The following is a 16,746-nucleotide window of genomic DNA, read 5'->3' as shown; positions in this document are numbered from 1 at the left end:
AAGCAATGTTTTAACCGGCCTAATATGCCCCATACTTCCTGTAGATCAGATACCCCGCCCCTGCCGTCACAAATTCGGTAAAGCAGAACGCAGCCCACACGCCGTTCACTCCCATCAGCCTGCTGAACAGAAATGCCGCGGGCATGATCACGATCACATACCGGAACAGGGATATGTACAGCGAAGGCTTTCCCTTTCCCAGCCCTTCCAGCGCCCCGCAGCAGCTGACCGAAACCGCAGACACCACGAAGCCAAGGCTGATGATATGCAGCGCGGTCACTCCGCTTTGGATGGTCTGCGGGTTTGCGGTAAATAATCCGATCAGATAGTTGGGAATCAGCCAGGACAACGCTGTCCCGACTGCCATCACGCCTGCGGTGAGCATCAGGGTCGTCCGGAAGATCTGCTTCACTCGTTCCTTCTCGCCCGCGCCGTAATTGTAGCCCATCAGCGGACGGATGCCCTGGATGATGCCGTTTGCCGTCAGATAGATGAAGGTCTGCAGCTTATAATATACCCCCAGCACGAGGACGTATTTTTCTGAAAAGCCTGCTAGGATTCCATTGAGTACGGAGATCAGAAGGGACGGCAGCGCCAGACTCAGCGTGGCGGAAAGCCCCACGGAATACATCCTGGCCGCCACATCCCGCTGGGGCCGCAGATACTTCCGCGTGATCTTCAGGGGCAGCGGATCGATTTTACAGAAGATCAGATATACCACAAGGGTGAGCACCTGCCCGATCCCGGTGGCATAAGCCGCCCCGGCGATCCCCATGGCCGGGAAAATGCCGATGCCGAAGATCATCAGCGGATCCAGTATGATATTTGCCGCAAATCCGCACATCATGCTGAACATGGAGACCTTCATCTTGCCTACCGCCTGAAATACCTTTTCGTAGACCAGAGTCATGGCGATGACCACGGCAAATAAAAATGCCCGGTTAGAATATTCCAGCGCCATCCGGATGACCGTTTCGTCCGTGGAGAACATCCGCAGGAACGCAGGCATCACAGCAATGCAGATCACCATCAGCACCGCCCCGTGAAGCATGTTTAAAACCATCCCCTGGGTGGCTGCCTTGTCCGCCCGCTCCTGGTCGCCGGCTCCCAGATAATAGGCCGCGCTGGAATTGATCCCAATGGCAAATCCGATGGCAATGGCGTTGATCATATTCTGCACCGGGTACACCAGGGACAGGGCCGTCATGGCATCTTCGCTCAATTTTGCAACAAAATAACTGTCCACAATGTTGTAGAGTGAGTTTACCGCCATGGAAATGACCATGGGCAGGGACATGGATAGCACAAGGGGCAGTATCTTCTTTTCTTTCATAAATGTTTGTTCCATAGATTCCTCAATTCTATCATGGCAGCATAGTGCCTGATCGAAAATTTTCCACCTGTACGGTTGCAATCCGAAATCTGTTTAAAAAATCATAACTCCATTTTTTCACCTCTAACTCACATCATATTCCATTTTCCGGTGAAAATCCAGTATTTTTTAACCAACCGGACTTATGGAACCGTCCCTAAATAACTTGCTATTTTGTGACAGTTCCTATGAATTTTAAAAGAGCCCGGCTGACCGCCTGTGCGTAATGCTCCGCCGGCTCCTCCATCCCCTCTGCGATCCAGCGCTGAAGCAGCAGGGAAAATCCGCCGGTAGAATACTCCGCAAAGTACTCCGTATCCCTGTCATTTTCCCGGTCCCTGCCGCTGATCCTGGCTTTCACTACCACTCCGGACGCACGGCTGAGTTCGAAGTACAGCATCTGGTCCAGGCCGCATCGATGCATGAGCAGCAATGTGTCCCGGTGTCGTCCCCAAAAGGTAAAATATTCCTGTGCAATCCGACTGATATCGTAGTGCTCAAGAGCCGCGTTCTAGCCGCGGTATTCTCGGCACAGACTTTCAAAATAGCAATGGAGCACCTCATCCTTTTCATGATACATTCTGTAAAATGTCCGCCTGGATACATCTGCCGTCTTTGCGATCTCAGACACGGTGATCTGAGCGTAAGGCTTCTCTTCCATGATCAGAAATAGCGCATCCTCTATCATCCTGCGGGACTGCTCTTTCTGCTTTTGATGACCGTTCATCCTGCTTTCCTCCTGGAAAATGTTCCGTATGTACGGCTGCAATCCGAACTATCAGTTTTATGCAATTCATTGCAATAAAACCGATAGTTCGGATTAGCAACGGTACAGGCAGAAAATATTTCTGCAGCTCAAATACGCCTTTCTGTAGCACTTTCGGCCTGCGTCTTGATTTTCCGCTTCATACAGTATACTATAAAAAAAGAATTGTCACAAGTGTAACACATTTTTGCATTTTCCAGAAGGGAGTTTTTTATGAATCGAATCGTTGTAGTATATGAGTCAAAATACGGTTATACCAAACGTTACGCCGAGTGGCTCGGGGAGGCGCTATCCTGCCCGGTCTTTGAACGGAAAGCCTTCCGTCCTCGAAATCTTTCCAAATATGAAACTGTGATCTACGGCGGAGGAATCTATGCAGGCGTGATCAGCGGCATCCAGTTCCTCCGCCGGAATGAAACGCTTCTATCCGAAAAAAAGGTGCTTCTGTTTACCTGTGGGCTTGCAGACCCGGACAATCCCGACAACATTTCCAATATCCGAAGCTTCGTGGAAAAGGCTTTTTCAGGGAAGATTCCGGAGCAGATCCGGCTCTTTCATCTGCGGGGCGGGATGGATTATTCCCGGCTGACTTTTGTACACAGGTCCATGATGTCTATACTCCGGAAAATGCTGCTCAAGAAGGCTGACAGCGAGCGCAGCTGGGAGGGCCGCCAGATTTTGGAGGCTTACGGACAGTGCCTGGATTTTACGGATCGGAAAAGTATCCGGCCTTTGGTGGAATATACGGGATGTGAATCGTCGTTTTGTGGAAGTCATTTTCGATCACTCCGAGCCCCGCAATGATCTCCTGTCCGTTCAGTACAACATACTATTGCGGGACCGGGGATGTATTGTTCAGGCATTCCTCCATGCTTTCCAGATAGGCGGATTCGGGGATATTCCATTTCTGGTGGAACCAGCGGGCGGCGGGTTTCAGGAGGTCTTTGTGTTCCTGGATTTTTTTGATCGGGTAATGGCTCATTCGCTTTCTCCATAGTTGTTTTTTCGGTAAAAACTAAAACGTTGCTCATTATATGATGGAATCTATAAACAGCCTGCGGGAACTCATTGGCTAACACCCAAATCCCCGCAGGCTGTTCCTGAATTCTAAAGTCTGCTCTCAATCTTATTAATATACTTTTTGAGCAAGATCGCCCATTCGGAAATATGCTCCTCTGTAAAATGAGTCGCCAGCCCGCTGATACTGACCGCCGCATATACATTTCTGCTTCGGTCAAGGACAGGCATCGCAATGCATTTGATTCCAAATTCATGCTCCATATCGTCCACCGCATAGCCCCTCTGTCTTGTCCGGGCCAGCTCTTCCTTCAGCGTGTCCCTGTCGGTGATACTGTTTTCCGTGTATCCTTTCAGCTCCTGCCGTTGCAGATATTCCGCCACGAACACGTCACCCATATAGGACAGCATGGCTTTTCCTAGCCCGGTGCAGTACATCTGAGCGCGCTCTCCGAGAATCGAACGCATCAGCTCCACCGAATCCGCAGGATACATAGCTTCCAGATAAAGCACCTCATACCGGTACGGGACGGCAAGATATACCCGCTCCCTGGTCTGATTGGCCATCTCCTGCATATAAGGCATTGCAATCTTGGTAATCGAGTAGTTGTCTCCCATCGCTTTACTGAGATTGAAGATCTGAATCCCCAAGCGATATTTTCCCGATGCTTCGTCCTGCTCCAGATATTCCATCGCCTGCAGGGTGGACAAAATATTATGCACCGTGCTCTTGTTCAAACTAAAATATTCGCTGATCTCCGTTACTCCAAGTAATGGCTTTTCCGTGAAATAGTTTAAAATATCCAAAGCTTTCCGGAGACTTTTGACCTTAACCTCACCATGCTCCATGCTTTCTTCCTCCTGCTTTTTCAGCTTCCGTACCAGACGCCACATGTGTACTGCCGCTTACAGCCCGGTACATCATTCCGCCAGACCGCTTCAACTGCAGTACATAAAGAACTGCTGCCAGAATATTTTCATTTTCATTATAGCATTCAGGAAGTATAGATTCAATAAGCTTTCTTCAGAAGCCTCTCTAAACCAGCCGGTGCTCTGGTTCTTCACCTCGTAATACTGCCAGAAGCGCTTTTGCCGTCACTATGGACGTTGTTTCGCAGTTTTCATAGGTCTCTGCAGATACGTGAGGAGTCGCGATATAATTTTCCATATGGAACAACGGGCCGTTCGGATCAATCGGCTCTTTTTCAAAGACATCGGTTCCGAACCCCGCCACCTTTCCGGCCTGCATTGCCTCGGCCATATGCGCCTCATTCACGATACTGCCCCGGGCCGTATTCACGACCAACACTCCGTACTTCATGACCGCGATCGTGTCTCGGTTCACAAAATGTTTTGTAGCCGGCGTTGCCGGAAGATGGATCGAAAGAATATCGGACTGTTCCAGCACTTCCTTCCGGGAAACCATCTCCACCCCCAGTCTGGCCGCCGCTTCCTGATCAGGATACATGTCATAGGCGATCATGCGGGGATGAAAGCCTGCCAGCCTTTCCGCCGCGTTTCTTGCGATCGCGCCGAATCCTAAAAATCCGATCGTCCGGCTTTTCAGTTCATGAAACATGGGGCGCGGCCATCCGCCGTTTCTCACAGCCGCATTCAGCCTGGGAACCTCCCGGACCAGACAAAGCATCAGGGCAATCGCCTGCTCCGCCACCGCCGAGGAATTGATCCCGGGGCTGTTACTCACAATGATCCCATGCGCTTTCGCGGCCTCCAGGTCAATATTGTCCACACCCACTCCGAATCTGGCCATCGCCCTCAGCTTCGGCGCCAGACGAAATACCTCTTCATTCCACGTATCCACTCCAACGACCACACCGTCAATATCCGGCACGATCTCTTTCAATTCTTCCAATGTATATGGTCTGCCGTGAGGATTTTCTATAATCGCACAGCCGGCCTCTTCCAGAATCTTTTTTCCGGCAACACAATATTTCGAATAATTGGTTGCCGTAACCAGAACTTTCATATTCTGCCATCCCTCCATATTCTATACCGCGCATTCTCACAAACCCGGGAACAAAGCGCTTCCGGGAGCGCTCATACTCATAGCCGATAAAATATGCCGTGAGTATTGCGTTAGGCGCAGCCGCAAAGCGGTATGCAGCCCCAGCGGAAATCCGATCAGATTCCCAGCTGCCCCCGCATATGATCCGTCAGCCGCATCAGCTGCTCAACCTCCAGCTTTCCGGTAGCATCCAAAAGCGCTGCATCCTTTGTCCTTGTATACAAAGAACAAAAATTTCCAAGCTGTTTCTGGCAATATTTTGCATTCACCGGATAGACCTGTCTTTCAATCATCGAGGTGATCGTCAGAAAATCTGCCAATATCCTGGCCTTCTCAGGCTCTTCCTGATAATGTCCGCAAAGCCACACATATAAGTCCGCATGAAAATTTGCCATCACGCCGCTGAACCCGCTTCCGCCAAGACGCAGCGTCTCCAAAAGGGTAGACGAATTGGCATTGAACAGTTTTAAACGGCTGCCCTGGATGCTCTCCAGCTTCCTGCGGATATTTTCAATGCTGCAGCTTGTGTCCTTGATAAAATAAAATCTTCCAGTATCCGCGCACCATTTTAACAATTCCGGTGAAATGATCCTTTTATAAGGATACGGGCACTCATAAAACCCGAGAGCCAGATCCTTTGGAAGCCCGGCCAAAAGCAGCTTTAGATTTTCCAGCCAGATTTCATCGCTTTCTCCCGTCTCCGCAAGCCGGTTCGTCAGCAGAATCACTGCGTCCACCCCGGTTTCCGCTACCGCATTCAATTCTTCTGCCTGTCCGGAAATGGAATCCGAGATGTGGCCTGAAGCTACGACAGATACTCTTCCGTCCGCCCGTTCTTTCACAAATCGGGCAATTTGTACCCGGTCTTCCAATGTCAGGAAAAACATTTCGCTGGACTGGCAGTCCGCAAACAGTCCTGCCACGCCGTTTTCTATGTACCAGTCCACTAATTTTCCAAGCGCGTCATAATCCACTTGATTGTTGTCTGTAAACGGAGTCAGCATGACCGGCCATACTCCGTCCTTGAATTTATCGCCCATAACTCTTCTCCTGCTGCTCATATTTTGCTGTGGTTTTCGGTCTGTTATCTAACCGTCCGCAAATCACGATCATAATCTTCCAGAATCCGTTGAACCTCTGTCATCTGGTTATTGGAAATACTCATACTGCGCTGCTGCATCCGCCGGCTTCCTCTCACATAGTATTCCGTTGCCGCTTTGATGGCTGCATTTCCATTTCCGATCAGATGGATCAGCCGATACAGACGATTGATCCGTACCTGACATGCTTTTATTTTTTCGGAATCTCCGTTCAAAAAAGCCCGGTACATCTCCACATATGGCTCAACACGTACATTGCTCAATCCCGATACCATTCCGTCCCCGCCTGCCAGCAGCGTCGCTCCGCACAGGTAGTCTTCTCCCTGAATCCACGCGAATCCTTCCTCTTTTCTTTCAAACAAACCGCGCGTAAAGTTCATAAAATTACCGGAGGAATCTTTTACGCCTGCTATATTTTGCAATCCGGCCAACCGTCCGATCGTATCCGGTTCTATCGGATTATGTGTGGCAGACGGAATATTGTAAATGATGACCGGAGCAAATGCCTTTACCGCTATTTGCTTGTAATGCTCCATGATGTCCTCCTGAGAGGCTGCATGGTAGTAGGGCGGCGTGGCAACGATATAATCTGCGCCGCAGTCCTTCATTTTATCGATTTCCTCCAGAACCGCTCTTGTATTGGAGCGGATCATTGCCATGCATAAGAAAATATCATTTCCTGCAGTCGATTTTATCTGCCTGCATATTTCCAGCTTTTCCTCTGTCTTCAGATATGCGCCTTCTCCCGTTCCGCCGCAGAGAAACAGCCCGTTTACTCCTGCGCGGATCAGATAGTCCGCCTGTTTTTTCAGCAGATCCGCATCCAGCTCTCCTGTTTCCTTGATCGGCGTCACGATTGCCGGAATGATTCCATGTAGTTTTTTTCTTTGATCAGACATCATTCTTTCCTCCTGCCATACATATTTTCTAATGGTTACAACGGCCGTATCTCAAACTGATAGCTTCCGGAAACAATCTCGTATACCACATACTTTTCTTCCTCATGAGAGTACCGCATCCCTTCCAGTTCAGCAGACGCGTCCCCAATCCAGCAGAGCTTTCCGTCTTCCCGGATCTGAACCTTCTTCCATCCATTCTTCGGCAGAAAGAGCTGTGCCGTTGTATTTCCCGGAATCTCAACCTCATAGCGCAGCCGCTCTCTGGATCGTTCCCAGCTGGAAAACACCTTTCCCCGGATGGTCTCTACCGAAGCGGAGGCATACGGCAGATCCCCGGACATCACCGGCTTCAAGATGATCTTTTTAAATCCGGGCTGCGCCGCATCCAATCCGATACCTGCCAGAACCTTATAAAAATAGACGTCAACGCTTCCTGCAAAGGGATGGCTGTGGGAGTTAAAGCATTTGTCATTATTCAAAAACTCCCAGCGTTCCCAAAGCGTGGTTGCGCCTTCCTTCTCAATCTGATACCCGAAGGACGGGAAGGAGGTCTGCGTGATCAGCCGATACGCCAGGTCTTCATACCCGTATCGGATCAGCACGTCAAAGAGGAATTTCAGTCCTACCACACCTGTATTGATATGCCATGCACGGGTCACTTCCAGATCCTGGACCAGTGTTTCCAGCACCTCCCCCACATGCTCTTTTGGTGTGATCCCCAGATACAGCGGAAGCAGATTCGCCGTCTGACTGCTGGAGGAATACAGCGTGGCATACCGTTTCATGACTGCCGGACGTTCCTCTTCCGGAAGCACATTCAGCCAGGACTGGATCTTCTCCGCCAGCTCTTCATCGGAAAACCTGGACGCCGAATAGCGGTCGCCCTTTAAGAATCTTTTGTTAAATGCTTCCGCAACCCGTTCATATACCCGGTAATATTTTTCCGCTGTTTCTTTTTTCCCGATCCGCTCCGCCATCCGCGCGACTTCCAGAGCGTCATGGCAGTAATACCAGGTGGAGGTGATCTCAAAGGGTGTATCTACCGGATTGGCATGCATCGGAGGGCACCAGTCTCCGAACAGTCCGAAGGATACGATTCCGTCCTCATCCTCCTGGCTGCCCAGATAATCCACCCATTTGGCCATTGCTTCCAGGCTTTCCTCAATGATCCTGTCATCTTCATAATACCGGCTTACGATCCTTGGAAATTCCACGCAGGCCGTCGCATAGGTTGGATCCGCGGGGTAGCAGCTCCAATACGCCGGAGAAACGCCTGCCACGCTTCCGGTCTCCTTCTGGGATTCCCGGATATCCCTTTCAAATTTGACGTAAAATTTTGCCATATCAAAATTGTATACCGCCGCCTCTGCCGAAAGCTGCGCGTCTCCGACCCAGCCCATTCTCTCGTCCCTCTGGCAACAGTCCGTGGGGACGCTGTGCAGGTTGCTCACCTGGGTCCAGATATAGTTGGAGTGAATCTGATTGATCAGCTCATTTCCGCAGCTGAAGCTCCCGATCCGCTCTACGGAAGAGTGTACGACTCTCGCCTCCACCGTGTCAATAGAGGGCGTTCCCGGATACCCCGTCAGTTCCATATAGCGGAATCCGTGATAGGTAAAATGCGGCTCGAAAATCTCGATCCCTTCCCCTTTACAGATATACGTATCCCGCGCTTCCGCATTCCGGTTGGTATTCGGGCAGAGCATCCCCGTCTCCTTGTCTTTCAGCTCCGCATAGTGTACGGACACTGCGGCTCCCGGCTTCCCGCACACCTTCAAATGTACCCAGCCCGCAAAATTCTGTCCGAAGTCATACAGATAAACGCCCGGAGCAGGCTGTGTCATAGAAATGGGGTTCCTTGATTTGATCACCTTCACTGCTGGAAACGCAGTCTGGGATACCAATCTGCCCATCTTCTCCGAAACCGCTACGGCCATTTCCCATGCCCGGTCGTCAAATTCCGGTCCGCTCCAGCCCGGTTGTTCTAATCTGGCATCATAGCGCTCTCCGTCATAAATGTCGTCAAAAATAATGGGGCCTGCGCTGGTTTTCCAGGTCGTGTCTGACACAAGCCATTCCTCGGTTCCGTCTTCATAGCCGATGTACTGCTGGAAATATAGAACCGGCGACGGCCCATATTTCTTCAACGGATGCCAGTTTTTCGCAATGGTCGTCTCATAGGGGGAATATCTGCCATTTCCAAGCATCACTCCCACCGCGTTTTTTCCGCACTGCATCCGGTCTGTCACATCGTAGACCGCATAATATACGGTCTGGTCAAAATCGGACCATGCCGGGTCCAGTACATGATCTCCCACCTTCTGTCCGTTCAGGTATAATTCATAATATCCCAGCCCCGCGATATAGATGCGGGATTTTTGGATCTTCTTTTTTGCTTCCAACTCTTTTCGGAACAGATTTTTTCCGCGGATCCATGCTGCCTTCCACTCCTCTTCATGGAGGATTGCCGTCTCGAAAAAAGAATCCTCTGCCCTATAGTCCTGTCCGCAGAGATCCCAGACCGTCAGCTCCCAGTGATAGATTGTTCCCGATTTCAGCGGTACGCCGCCATATTGTATATTGACACTGTTGTCAGATTCTATTTTTCCCGAATCCCATACCTCGTTTTTTTCTTCCTCTCTCACCCGGATCTGCCACGCACTCTGTCCGGCCCCTCTCTCCAATGCCTGCACCGTCCAGGAAAAACGAGGCTTCTGCACATCGATTCCCAGCGGGTTCACCGCATACTCACATTTGGGGTTTAATATTTGAATCATTCGGTTTCCTTTTTCCATACTTCTGTCCTTCCTTCTATGTTGTAACCTAACCTTTCACTGCGCCCGCAACCATTCCCTTTACCAGATATTTCTGCAGGAAGATCATCACCAGGCAGATCGGGATCACGATGCTGACCACGCCCGCCGCCGATAACGTCCAGTAAGACAGATCCTCCGCACCGTACTGGCCGATGGCGACCGGAAGTGTCATTGCATTTTTCTGTGTCAGGATCAGTGCGAATAAATATTCATTATAAGAAAGCAAAAATGTAAAGATGGATGCCGTTGCAATGCCTGGTGTAGCAATCGGCAGAATCACCCTAGTCACGGTCTGTACCATATTACACCCGTCGATCCTTGCCGCTTCATCCAGCTCCGGAGGGATCGTGATCAGAAATCCCCTCATCAACCATAGCGCGAAGGGCTGATTGGAAGCTACTACAATGATGACCAGTATGAATTTGGTATCTGCCAGTCCCAGATTTGTCGCAATGATAAAGTAAGGGATCGCAAGCAGCATCTGCGGAAACATCCTCAGAAGCAGCGTCGAATTGAGCATCCTGGTTGCAAATTTTCCGCCGTTCCGGATCAGTCCGTAGGCTCCCAGTGTCGCCGTGGGCACGGAGATCAGAACACAGCATCCGGTAATGATCAGCGTATTGCATAAATATTTTGTAAATCCCCTCTCGATCCAAAGGGTTTTAAAATTATCGAAAATAGGTTTGTATATCCAGGTAAAGGATGTGGAAAATGCGTCTACGGGCTGCTTTGTAGCGATCATGACCGCATATACGATCGGAAAAATAGAGATCAGCGCCACCAAGATCAGTACAATGTAGCTGGCCGCAATAATGATCCTTCGTTTTGTTCTCATCAATCCACCTCCTTTGAACGCAGAACCTTCATAATAATAGAAATAATTACCGCAAGAATCAGCAGGGTGATCACCCCGACCGCGCATCCTCTTCCTACACGCAGTTTTGTAAATGTCGTTGTATAATTATAAATTGCCAGTGTTTCCGTTGAGATCCCGGGCCCGCCCCCTGTGGTCACATTGACCCGGTCAAACAGCCGGAACGCATCCATGGTCCGCATCATGAAAATAATGATGATCAGCTGCCGGAGATTGGGGAGTTTGATGCTCCGAAACAGCTGCCAGCTGTTGGCCCCGTCTATTTTCGCCGCCTCCACCTGATCTGCCGGAATGGACTGCAGGCCTGCATATAAGATGATCACTGCAAACGGCGTATTCTGATATACTTCCCCCAGAATGACCACGACCCTTGCCCAGAATGCGGAGTCCAGCCAGCCCGGAGCATGGATTCCGACCGCTGCTAGAAGCTGGTCCATGATTCCCCAATTGGACATGAACATCCATCTGAAAATAACCCCCATTGCTGCCGCGGTGATAAAGTAAGGGATGTAGATCATAATGCTGATGGGCTTTTTGAAATGATGGATGTTATCCAGAAGCATTGCCAGAATCATCCCAAGCACAAACTGGAGCAATACGGCCGCCACCGTCAGGATCAGCGTAAAGCCCAGGGCGCTGGCAAATTCTGAATCCTGTAATACATTGATATAGTTATCCAGGCCAATGAATTTCGCTTCCCTTCCCAGGCGGTAATTTGTGAAGCTGTACACCACGGCATAGCCCACCGGAAACAGCATAATCGAAAATATCAGAATAAAGCTTGGCAGCGCAAATAATAAATATTTATTTTCCTTCTTCATGCATCCGTCCTTCCTGAGCAGAAACGGTGTGCCCAATGCCGCGCCTGCCAAAACTCCTGTTGATTTCCGCCCGCCCCGCATATCCACACCGTTTCTTTTTCTATTTTGTTTGTCTGCCGCAGTTATTATTCGTAATAACCTGCCTCGTCCAGAATTTCTTCACACTCCGCAGCTGCTTTATCCATTGCGGACTGCGCGTCTGTTCCGTTGATCAGGACATCTGCCAGAGCCGTCATGGAGATCTCCATGATCTCTGAAAATTCCGGAATTGCAGGACGCATCCTTGCTCCGTCCTGAATCGCGTCCCATGCCGCTTTGTAGTCCGGCCTGCTCTCGAACAGTTCGTCGTTCAGCAGAGAAGTCCTTACCGGCATTCCGGTTTCCGCCCCTTCTTTCATCACATCTTCGGTCAGCGCATTGCACATGGTCCGAAATACGAGATCCGGATCATTTTCCGTAAATGCGGAAATGGAATAGCCTGCTGTCGCGAATAATGATGCTGTCGGTCCGCTCTCTTCCAATGCCGGGGGATTGTAAAATCCAACCTTTCCTACAACCTTGGATTTTTCTTCATTGTCCATGTCTCCGGAGCGGGTCGTCTGGATCAGTCCCATTGCCGCAAGATCCTGCGTCATGGCAAGAGCCGCTTCATCGGATCCATAGGTGGTGCTGCCGTCCGGGCAATATGGCATCAGCTTCTGGATGTAAGAAATGGCTTCCATTGCCTCCTCGCTGTTGAATGCCGGCTTCATGTCATCGTCAAACCACCATCCTCCGCATGCGGTCATAAAGCACTGGAAGGTGATCGCCAGCAGATCCGATGCTTTCAGGGAAAGTGTCAATCCCGATCTGCTGTCCGTCGTCAGCGCCTCCGCCACTGCCACAAGGTCGTCCAACGTTTCCGGGGCATCCAGTCCGGCTTCTTTCAGCACATCATCCCGCGCAAAGATCAATGCTGCCCACTGGTGGCTCGGAATCCCGTAAATATGTCCGTCATAGGTATATGCGTCCCATAAGTAATCCGGGATATCATCGAAATGATATTCGTCTTTGTATTTTTCAATATAGTCGTCCAGCGGCAGAAGCCAGCCCCCATCCGCGAAGGTTGCCAGATCCGGCGGGAAGATGTAGGTCAGATCATAAGCACTGGACTTGGAGGACAAGTTCATGGTCATCTTTTCCTGCCAGTCCCCATAGGTGGTCAGCTCTGTATTCAGCGTCACATTGTCCGGCGCGTTGTCTACCATTGCCTGCGCATAATATTCCAGCGCCGCGTATCTGTGGCTCAGCAGATTAAGCTCTACGGCTTCTGTTCCGGCATCCTCATTGTTCCCGGTATCTTCCGCATCTGCGCCTGTATCGGAATCTACCGCTGTATCTTGTGTATCTGTACCCGAATTATTGCTGTTTCCGCACGCTGCCAGCATCCCGATCATTGCGCCGGTAAGCAGACATGCTGTAATCCGTTTCCAAAGCTTTGTTCTCATATTGTTTCTCCTTTCTACTTTGTCAAGCCCCAAATGATAGACTTTTTCATGAGTCTGACGTATTTGTACCTCTCCTGGTTTTTGTATATAGTTTGTGCAGCCAATGGATTGTATATTTACCTGCCGTTTACATTTTTCCTTCCCTTTCCATACATTACGGATTTAAAATTACTTTGATTGCTTTACTGTCTGGTTCGCACAGCAGGTCAAAGCCTTCCTTTACCTTTTCCAGAGGAAGCCTGTGCGTGATCACCTTTTCAATATCCACCATATTATTTTTCAGATATTCCAGAGTCGTCCCGCATTCATCCGCATATCCTGTGCTGCCGAATACATGCAGTTCCTTGTATACGATCTGCTGGATCGCCAGTTCCAGCTCTGGCTTCGTAAAGCCAAGCGCAACAACCGTCCCCCGCTTCCGGCACATCTGCAGTGCCAGATTGTAGGTCGTGCTGATTCCAACAGCTTCTACCACCACATCAGGGCCCATGCCGTCTGTCTCCTGCTTCACTTTTTCCAGAAAATCCGGATCATCGGATTTCAGACAGCAGGTCGCTCCAACGTCCTTTGCAATCCCCAGCTTGTAATCTGACAGGTCCACCGCAATGACCTTGACCGCGCCTGCAAGCCTGGCGGTCTGTACCGCAAGAAGCCCTATCGTTCCTGCCCCAGTAATGACCACCTTATCGCCCAGCTTCACACCTCCGCGGTTGATCAGATGAATGGCGTTGCCCAGCGGATCCAAAAAGGTTCCGTAATCATAGCTCACCTCATCCGGCAGATGATACAGCTGCTTCTCATGCATCACCAGATATTCGCACATGGCCCCGTCCAGGAATCCCCGCATGGACGATCCGATCAGTAACGGATGGTCACATAAATGCGGCAGGCCTTTTCTGCACATAATGCAGAATTCACAGTTGATCTGTGGATTGACCGCTACCCGGTCGCCTGGTTTCCATCTGGTAACCTTTCCACCAATTTCCGCCACATCACCGGTGGCTTCATGGCCCATAATAATACCAGGCTCTCTGCGGTCCAGTCCATTGCCTCTATATGGGTGTATATCCGAGCCACAGATCCCTACCGCACGGATGCGGATCAGCACTTCATGCTCCTTCGGTTTGGGAATCTCCCTTTCACAAATTTCAAATTCAAAAGGTGCTTTAAATATTGCTGCTTTCATCTCTTTTCCATAATCCTCCTTCCGTTTATTATTATTGTACAGTGTTTATATTATACAGCAAAAAAAATAGTCTCTGTAATTACAATGGATAATTATATCGGGCTCTTCGCAGTTTATTAATAATAAACACTGTTCTGTATTTATAATTATAGCATAAATAAGTGGATAATGCAATTATAACAATTTATCAATAATTGGGTGGGAATTTTGTGCATATGTTACGAAGTTCAAAAAAAAGAGCGCTCCTTTTTATTGGTTATGCAGTCTGATATTTCTGTCTAAAGAAAAAAGTCCCCCACCATTCAGTGAGAGACTACACCTATACTCCATTAAAACCTCTTTTGCCTGCGCCAGCAGCGCCGTATTTTCCAGTGCTGTCTTTTCCAGATTTTCTTATATCTATCGCTTTTTCCAGCTGTGATGATGTGATCACTTCTTTTTTATCTGATCTGCATGACATTAATACCACCGCTGAAACCGCCACTATCACAATTATCCCACTGATTACTACCGGAATTATTTTTTCTTCATATTATTCCTCCCACAAAAGTTCCCTGTTTTTGTTGCTCAGATTAATAAGTTTTCGTATTCCCATACTATTTTTTCACCGAAAATAATCCCTGAATGATCTGTCCGATTGCTTTTTTATCCGTATCTTCGGTAATCTGCTTTGACGCAGCTGTAACTTTTTCGATAAATTCCCTGGATAGTCTGGATTCCATTACCCTTGTTACCCAATCAATATCTTTTACTGTTTTCTTTCCTAGGTATACTTGTTCAAAAGCATATATGGTTCCTTCGCCAATTGCAGCCACAAAACTTCCGGCTATGATTGCATTGACGACACCTGCCGCCAAATTTATTCCAGGAATAGCCTTTAGACCACTTATCGCTGCTTTAGCTGCCGTACTTACAGTTCCCACTTCAATAATGGAATTAAAAAAATGTTTCGAATCCTCATTTTTCTTAATTCCATACACCTGCGCAAGCGCATTGATTTCCGCAACTTCAATCGGTGAAAGTATCACCGCATCGGCAAATGGTACTGGAACTGCTCCTACAAGTACTCCTGCTGTTGTAGATGCTCCCACTATACTTTGCGCAAAAATCCTTCTTCTATTAAGTTTGTATTGATAAATATCTCTCTCGGCTGCTTTAACCCCTTCCGGCATCAACTCATTAGTAATATCTATGAGTTCTGTAATTCCTTCCGGAGCAGCAAAAGCAGAATCATTCAAAACATATTTCGAAGCAACAACAGGAATTATTTTACGTAAATTTTTCGAGTACCGTTTTTGTTTTGCAAATGCCTGATTTACCATCTCAATATTATGCTCCCTGTCCGGCACAGAATATGACTTTGTAATTACCACAATAACCGGAACAGACTCCCACATGGAAGCAGCACTCATCAAGCTTTTTATCGTCTCCGGAAACAACTTGCCTGCCGTTCCCTCTACGCAAAACCAGATCACATTAATCTGACAGTCCTTATTTCCTTCTTTTACGCTATTTTTAGACCATTTTTTCACAGCATTGACCGCCTGCACCTTCTTAATAAATGAAGGCTCGAATCCAACGGAATCAATCATACGAAAGGGTATTTCATCGCTTTCATATATCTCCAAATAATTTGTTGTTCCTTCCGTTCCCCATCCTGTTTTGGCCTTTTCTTCTCCTAAAACAGCATTGATAAGGGTCGATTTTCCAACACCCGAATTTCCAATTACCAATACATTTCCTCTCTTCATAATGAGTGCCTCCCTCAGCTTGCGTTTTCCGCAGAAAACCTCACATATTTCAATTCAACAGACAGAATTTAATGTTTTTTAAGTTCTGCAATAGCAGCATAATGTAAAATATCAAATTCATTCGGCGCAATTTGTTCAAGGAGCGTCATATGCTCTTGTTCCCACATCGAAATCTCCTTCTCGGTAAGCGAAGCGCCGATTCCACGACAAGCCTTCATTCTTCCATTCCAACTTTCACGAGTAAACGGTATTCTTAAAGTATATTCTTCATGATATGCAAGCTCAAAGTTTTCTTTGTAGCAATCTGGTATGTCTATTTGGTGTTTCGTTTCTCCTGCGCCACTCCAATTTGGATTATATTTTAATACAAGTTTTTCACTGGCTCCTGCAATCTCATCCTCAAATGGCAGCCATGCCATATATAAAGCAAGAATACTTCCCCCTTGTTTCAACATACGATAAAACTTAGGCATAACAATCTCATGGTCGAAATACCAAAAACACTGGCATGCTGTAATTACATCAAAAGAGTTATCCGAAAAACTTATATCCTCTGTTGATATAACATGATAATCTATATCCATACCTTTTGAGAGAATTTTCGCTTGTTCAATTTGGTTTTCTGAAATAT

At 48.4% G+C, this 16,746-nt stretch carries 17 protein-coding genes; 1 reads left to right on the top strand and 16 read right to left on the bottom strand.

Features of this window, described 5'->3' with window-relative positions; translation table 11 throughout:
- Positions 1-19: 19 nt before the first annotated feature.
- The 3 genes from ACTOY7_RS01170 to ACTOY7_RS01160 form a co-directional block, all read right to left on the bottom strand.
- Complete coding sequence (locus ACTOY7_RS01170; protein ID WP_160283497.1) at positions 20-1,348, bottom strand: MATE family efflux transporter; 1,329 nt, start codon at positions 1,346-1,348, stop codon at positions 20-22.
- Positions 1,349-1,541: 193 nt separating this feature from the next.
- On the bottom strand, positions 1,542-1,850 hold the full coding sequence (locus ACTOY7_RS01165; RefSeq protein ID WP_482672632.1) for a TetR-like C-terminal domain-containing protein: 309 nt from the start codon (positions 1,848-1,850) through the stop codon (positions 1,542-1,544).
- Positions 1,851-1,883: 33 nt separating this feature from the next.
- Positions 1,884-2,099 carry a TetR/AcrR family transcriptional regulator gene (locus ACTOY7_RS01160; RefSeq protein ID WP_482670517.1) on the bottom strand — a complete coding sequence of 72 codons (216 nt, stop codon included), beginning with the start codon at positions 2,097-2,099 and terminating at the stop codon, positions 1,884-1,886.
- A 252-nt stretch (positions 2,100-2,351) separates the two neighbouring features.
- On the opposite strand from ACTOY7_RS01160, the gene ACTOY7_RS01155 reads away from it, so the two are divergent.
- The gene (locus ACTOY7_RS01155) at positions 2,352-2,942 is read left to right on the top strand and encodes a flavodoxin domain-containing protein (protein ID WP_482670518.1); all 591 of its coding nucleotides are present in this window, start codon (positions 2,352-2,354) and stop codon (positions 2,940-2,942) included.
- A 25-nt stretch (positions 2,943-2,967) separates the two neighbouring features.
- On the opposite strand, the gene ACTOY7_RS01150 is transcribed toward ACTOY7_RS01155, so the two are convergent.
- The 13 genes from ACTOY7_RS01150 to ACTOY7_RS01090 all read right to left on the bottom strand — a co-directional run.
- The gene (locus tag ACTOY7_RS01150; RefSeq protein WP_160283494.1) at positions 2,968-3,120 is read right to left on the bottom strand and encodes a hypothetical protein; all 153 of its coding nucleotides are present in this window, start codon (positions 3,118-3,120) and stop codon (positions 2,968-2,970) included.
- A gap of 125 nt (positions 3,121-3,245) precedes the next feature.
- The gene (locus tag ACTOY7_RS01145) at positions 3,246-4,049 is read right to left on the bottom strand and encodes an IclR family transcriptional regulator (protein WP_300884372.1); all 804 of its coding nucleotides are present in this window, start codon (positions 4,047-4,049) and stop codon (positions 3,246-3,248) included.
- A 142-nt stretch (positions 4,050-4,191) separates the two neighbouring features.
- A complete protein-coding gene (locus ACTOY7_RS01140) occupies positions 4,192-5,142 on the bottom strand; it encodes a phosphoglycerate dehydrogenase (RefSeq protein ID WP_160283493.1) in 951 nt (316 codons plus the stop codon).
- 155 nt (positions 5,143-5,297) lie between these two features.
- Positions 5,298-6,221, bottom strand: coding sequence for a dihydrodipicolinate synthase family protein (locus ACTOY7_RS01135; RefSeq protein WP_160283492.1), 924 nt, complete (start codon positions 6,219-6,221; stop codon positions 5,298-5,300).
- A 44-nt stretch (positions 6,222-6,265) separates the two neighbouring features.
- Positions 6,266-7,183: a dihydrodipicolinate synthase family protein gene (locus ACTOY7_RS01130; protein WP_482672114.1), complete on the bottom strand. Its 918-nt coding sequence runs from the start codon at positions 7,181-7,183 to the stop codon at positions 6,266-6,268.
- Between the two features lie 32 nt (positions 7,184-7,215).
- A complete protein-coding gene (locus ACTOY7_RS01125) occupies positions 7,216-9,957 on the bottom strand; it encodes a family 78 glycoside hydrolase catalytic domain (protein WP_482672115.1) in 2,742 nt (913 codons plus the stop codon).
- A 46-nt stretch (positions 9,958-10,003) separates the two neighbouring features.
- Positions 10,004-10,831 (bottom strand): carbohydrate ABC transporter permease, encoded by an 828-nt coding sequence (locus ACTOY7_RS01120; RefSeq protein ID WP_394683853.1) that lies wholly within the window; start codon positions 10,829-10,831, stop codon positions 10,004-10,006.
- Positions 10,831-11,691 (bottom strand): carbohydrate ABC transporter permease, encoded by an 861-nt coding sequence (locus tag ACTOY7_RS01115; RefSeq protein WP_482672116.1) that lies wholly within the window; start codon positions 11,689-11,691, stop codon positions 10,831-10,833. The genes ACTOY7_RS01120 and ACTOY7_RS01115 overlap by 1 nt, the downstream gene beginning before the upstream one ends.
- Positions 11,692-11,816: 125 nt before the next feature.
- Positions 11,817-13,178, bottom strand: a complete 1,362-nt coding sequence (locus ACTOY7_RS01110) for an ABC transporter substrate-binding protein (protein ID WP_482672117.1) — start codon at positions 13,176-13,178, stop codon at positions 11,817-11,819.
- Positions 13,179-13,332: 154 nt separating this feature from the next.
- The gene (locus ACTOY7_RS01105; RefSeq protein ID WP_482672118.1) at positions 13,333-14,364 is read right to left on the bottom strand and encodes a zinc-dependent alcohol dehydrogenase; all 1,032 of its coding nucleotides are present in this window, start codon (positions 14,362-14,364) and stop codon (positions 13,333-13,335) included.
- A gap of 319 nt (positions 14,365-14,683) precedes the next feature.
- Complete coding sequence (locus ACTOY7_RS01100) at positions 14,684-14,854, bottom strand: hypothetical protein (RefSeq protein WP_160283486.1); 171 nt, start codon at positions 14,852-14,854, stop codon at positions 14,684-14,686.
- A gap of 106 nt (positions 14,855-14,960) precedes the next feature.
- Positions 14,961-16,115: a YcjF family protein gene (locus ACTOY7_RS01095; protein WP_482672119.1), complete on the bottom strand. Its 1,155-nt coding sequence runs from the start codon at positions 16,113-16,115 to the stop codon at positions 14,961-14,963.
- A gap of 68 nt (positions 16,116-16,183) precedes the next feature.
- Positions 16,184-16,746, bottom strand: a 563-nt coding sequence (locus ACTOY7_RS01090) for a class I SAM-dependent methyltransferase (protein ID WP_482672630.1), incomplete at its 5' end; no start/stop codon positions are given.

The organism is Schaedlerella sp. (genome assembly GCF_056796775.1).
The sequence above is the reverse complement of the archived record's forward strand: the minus strand, read 5'-3'. Positions and strand labels throughout refer to the sequence as shown.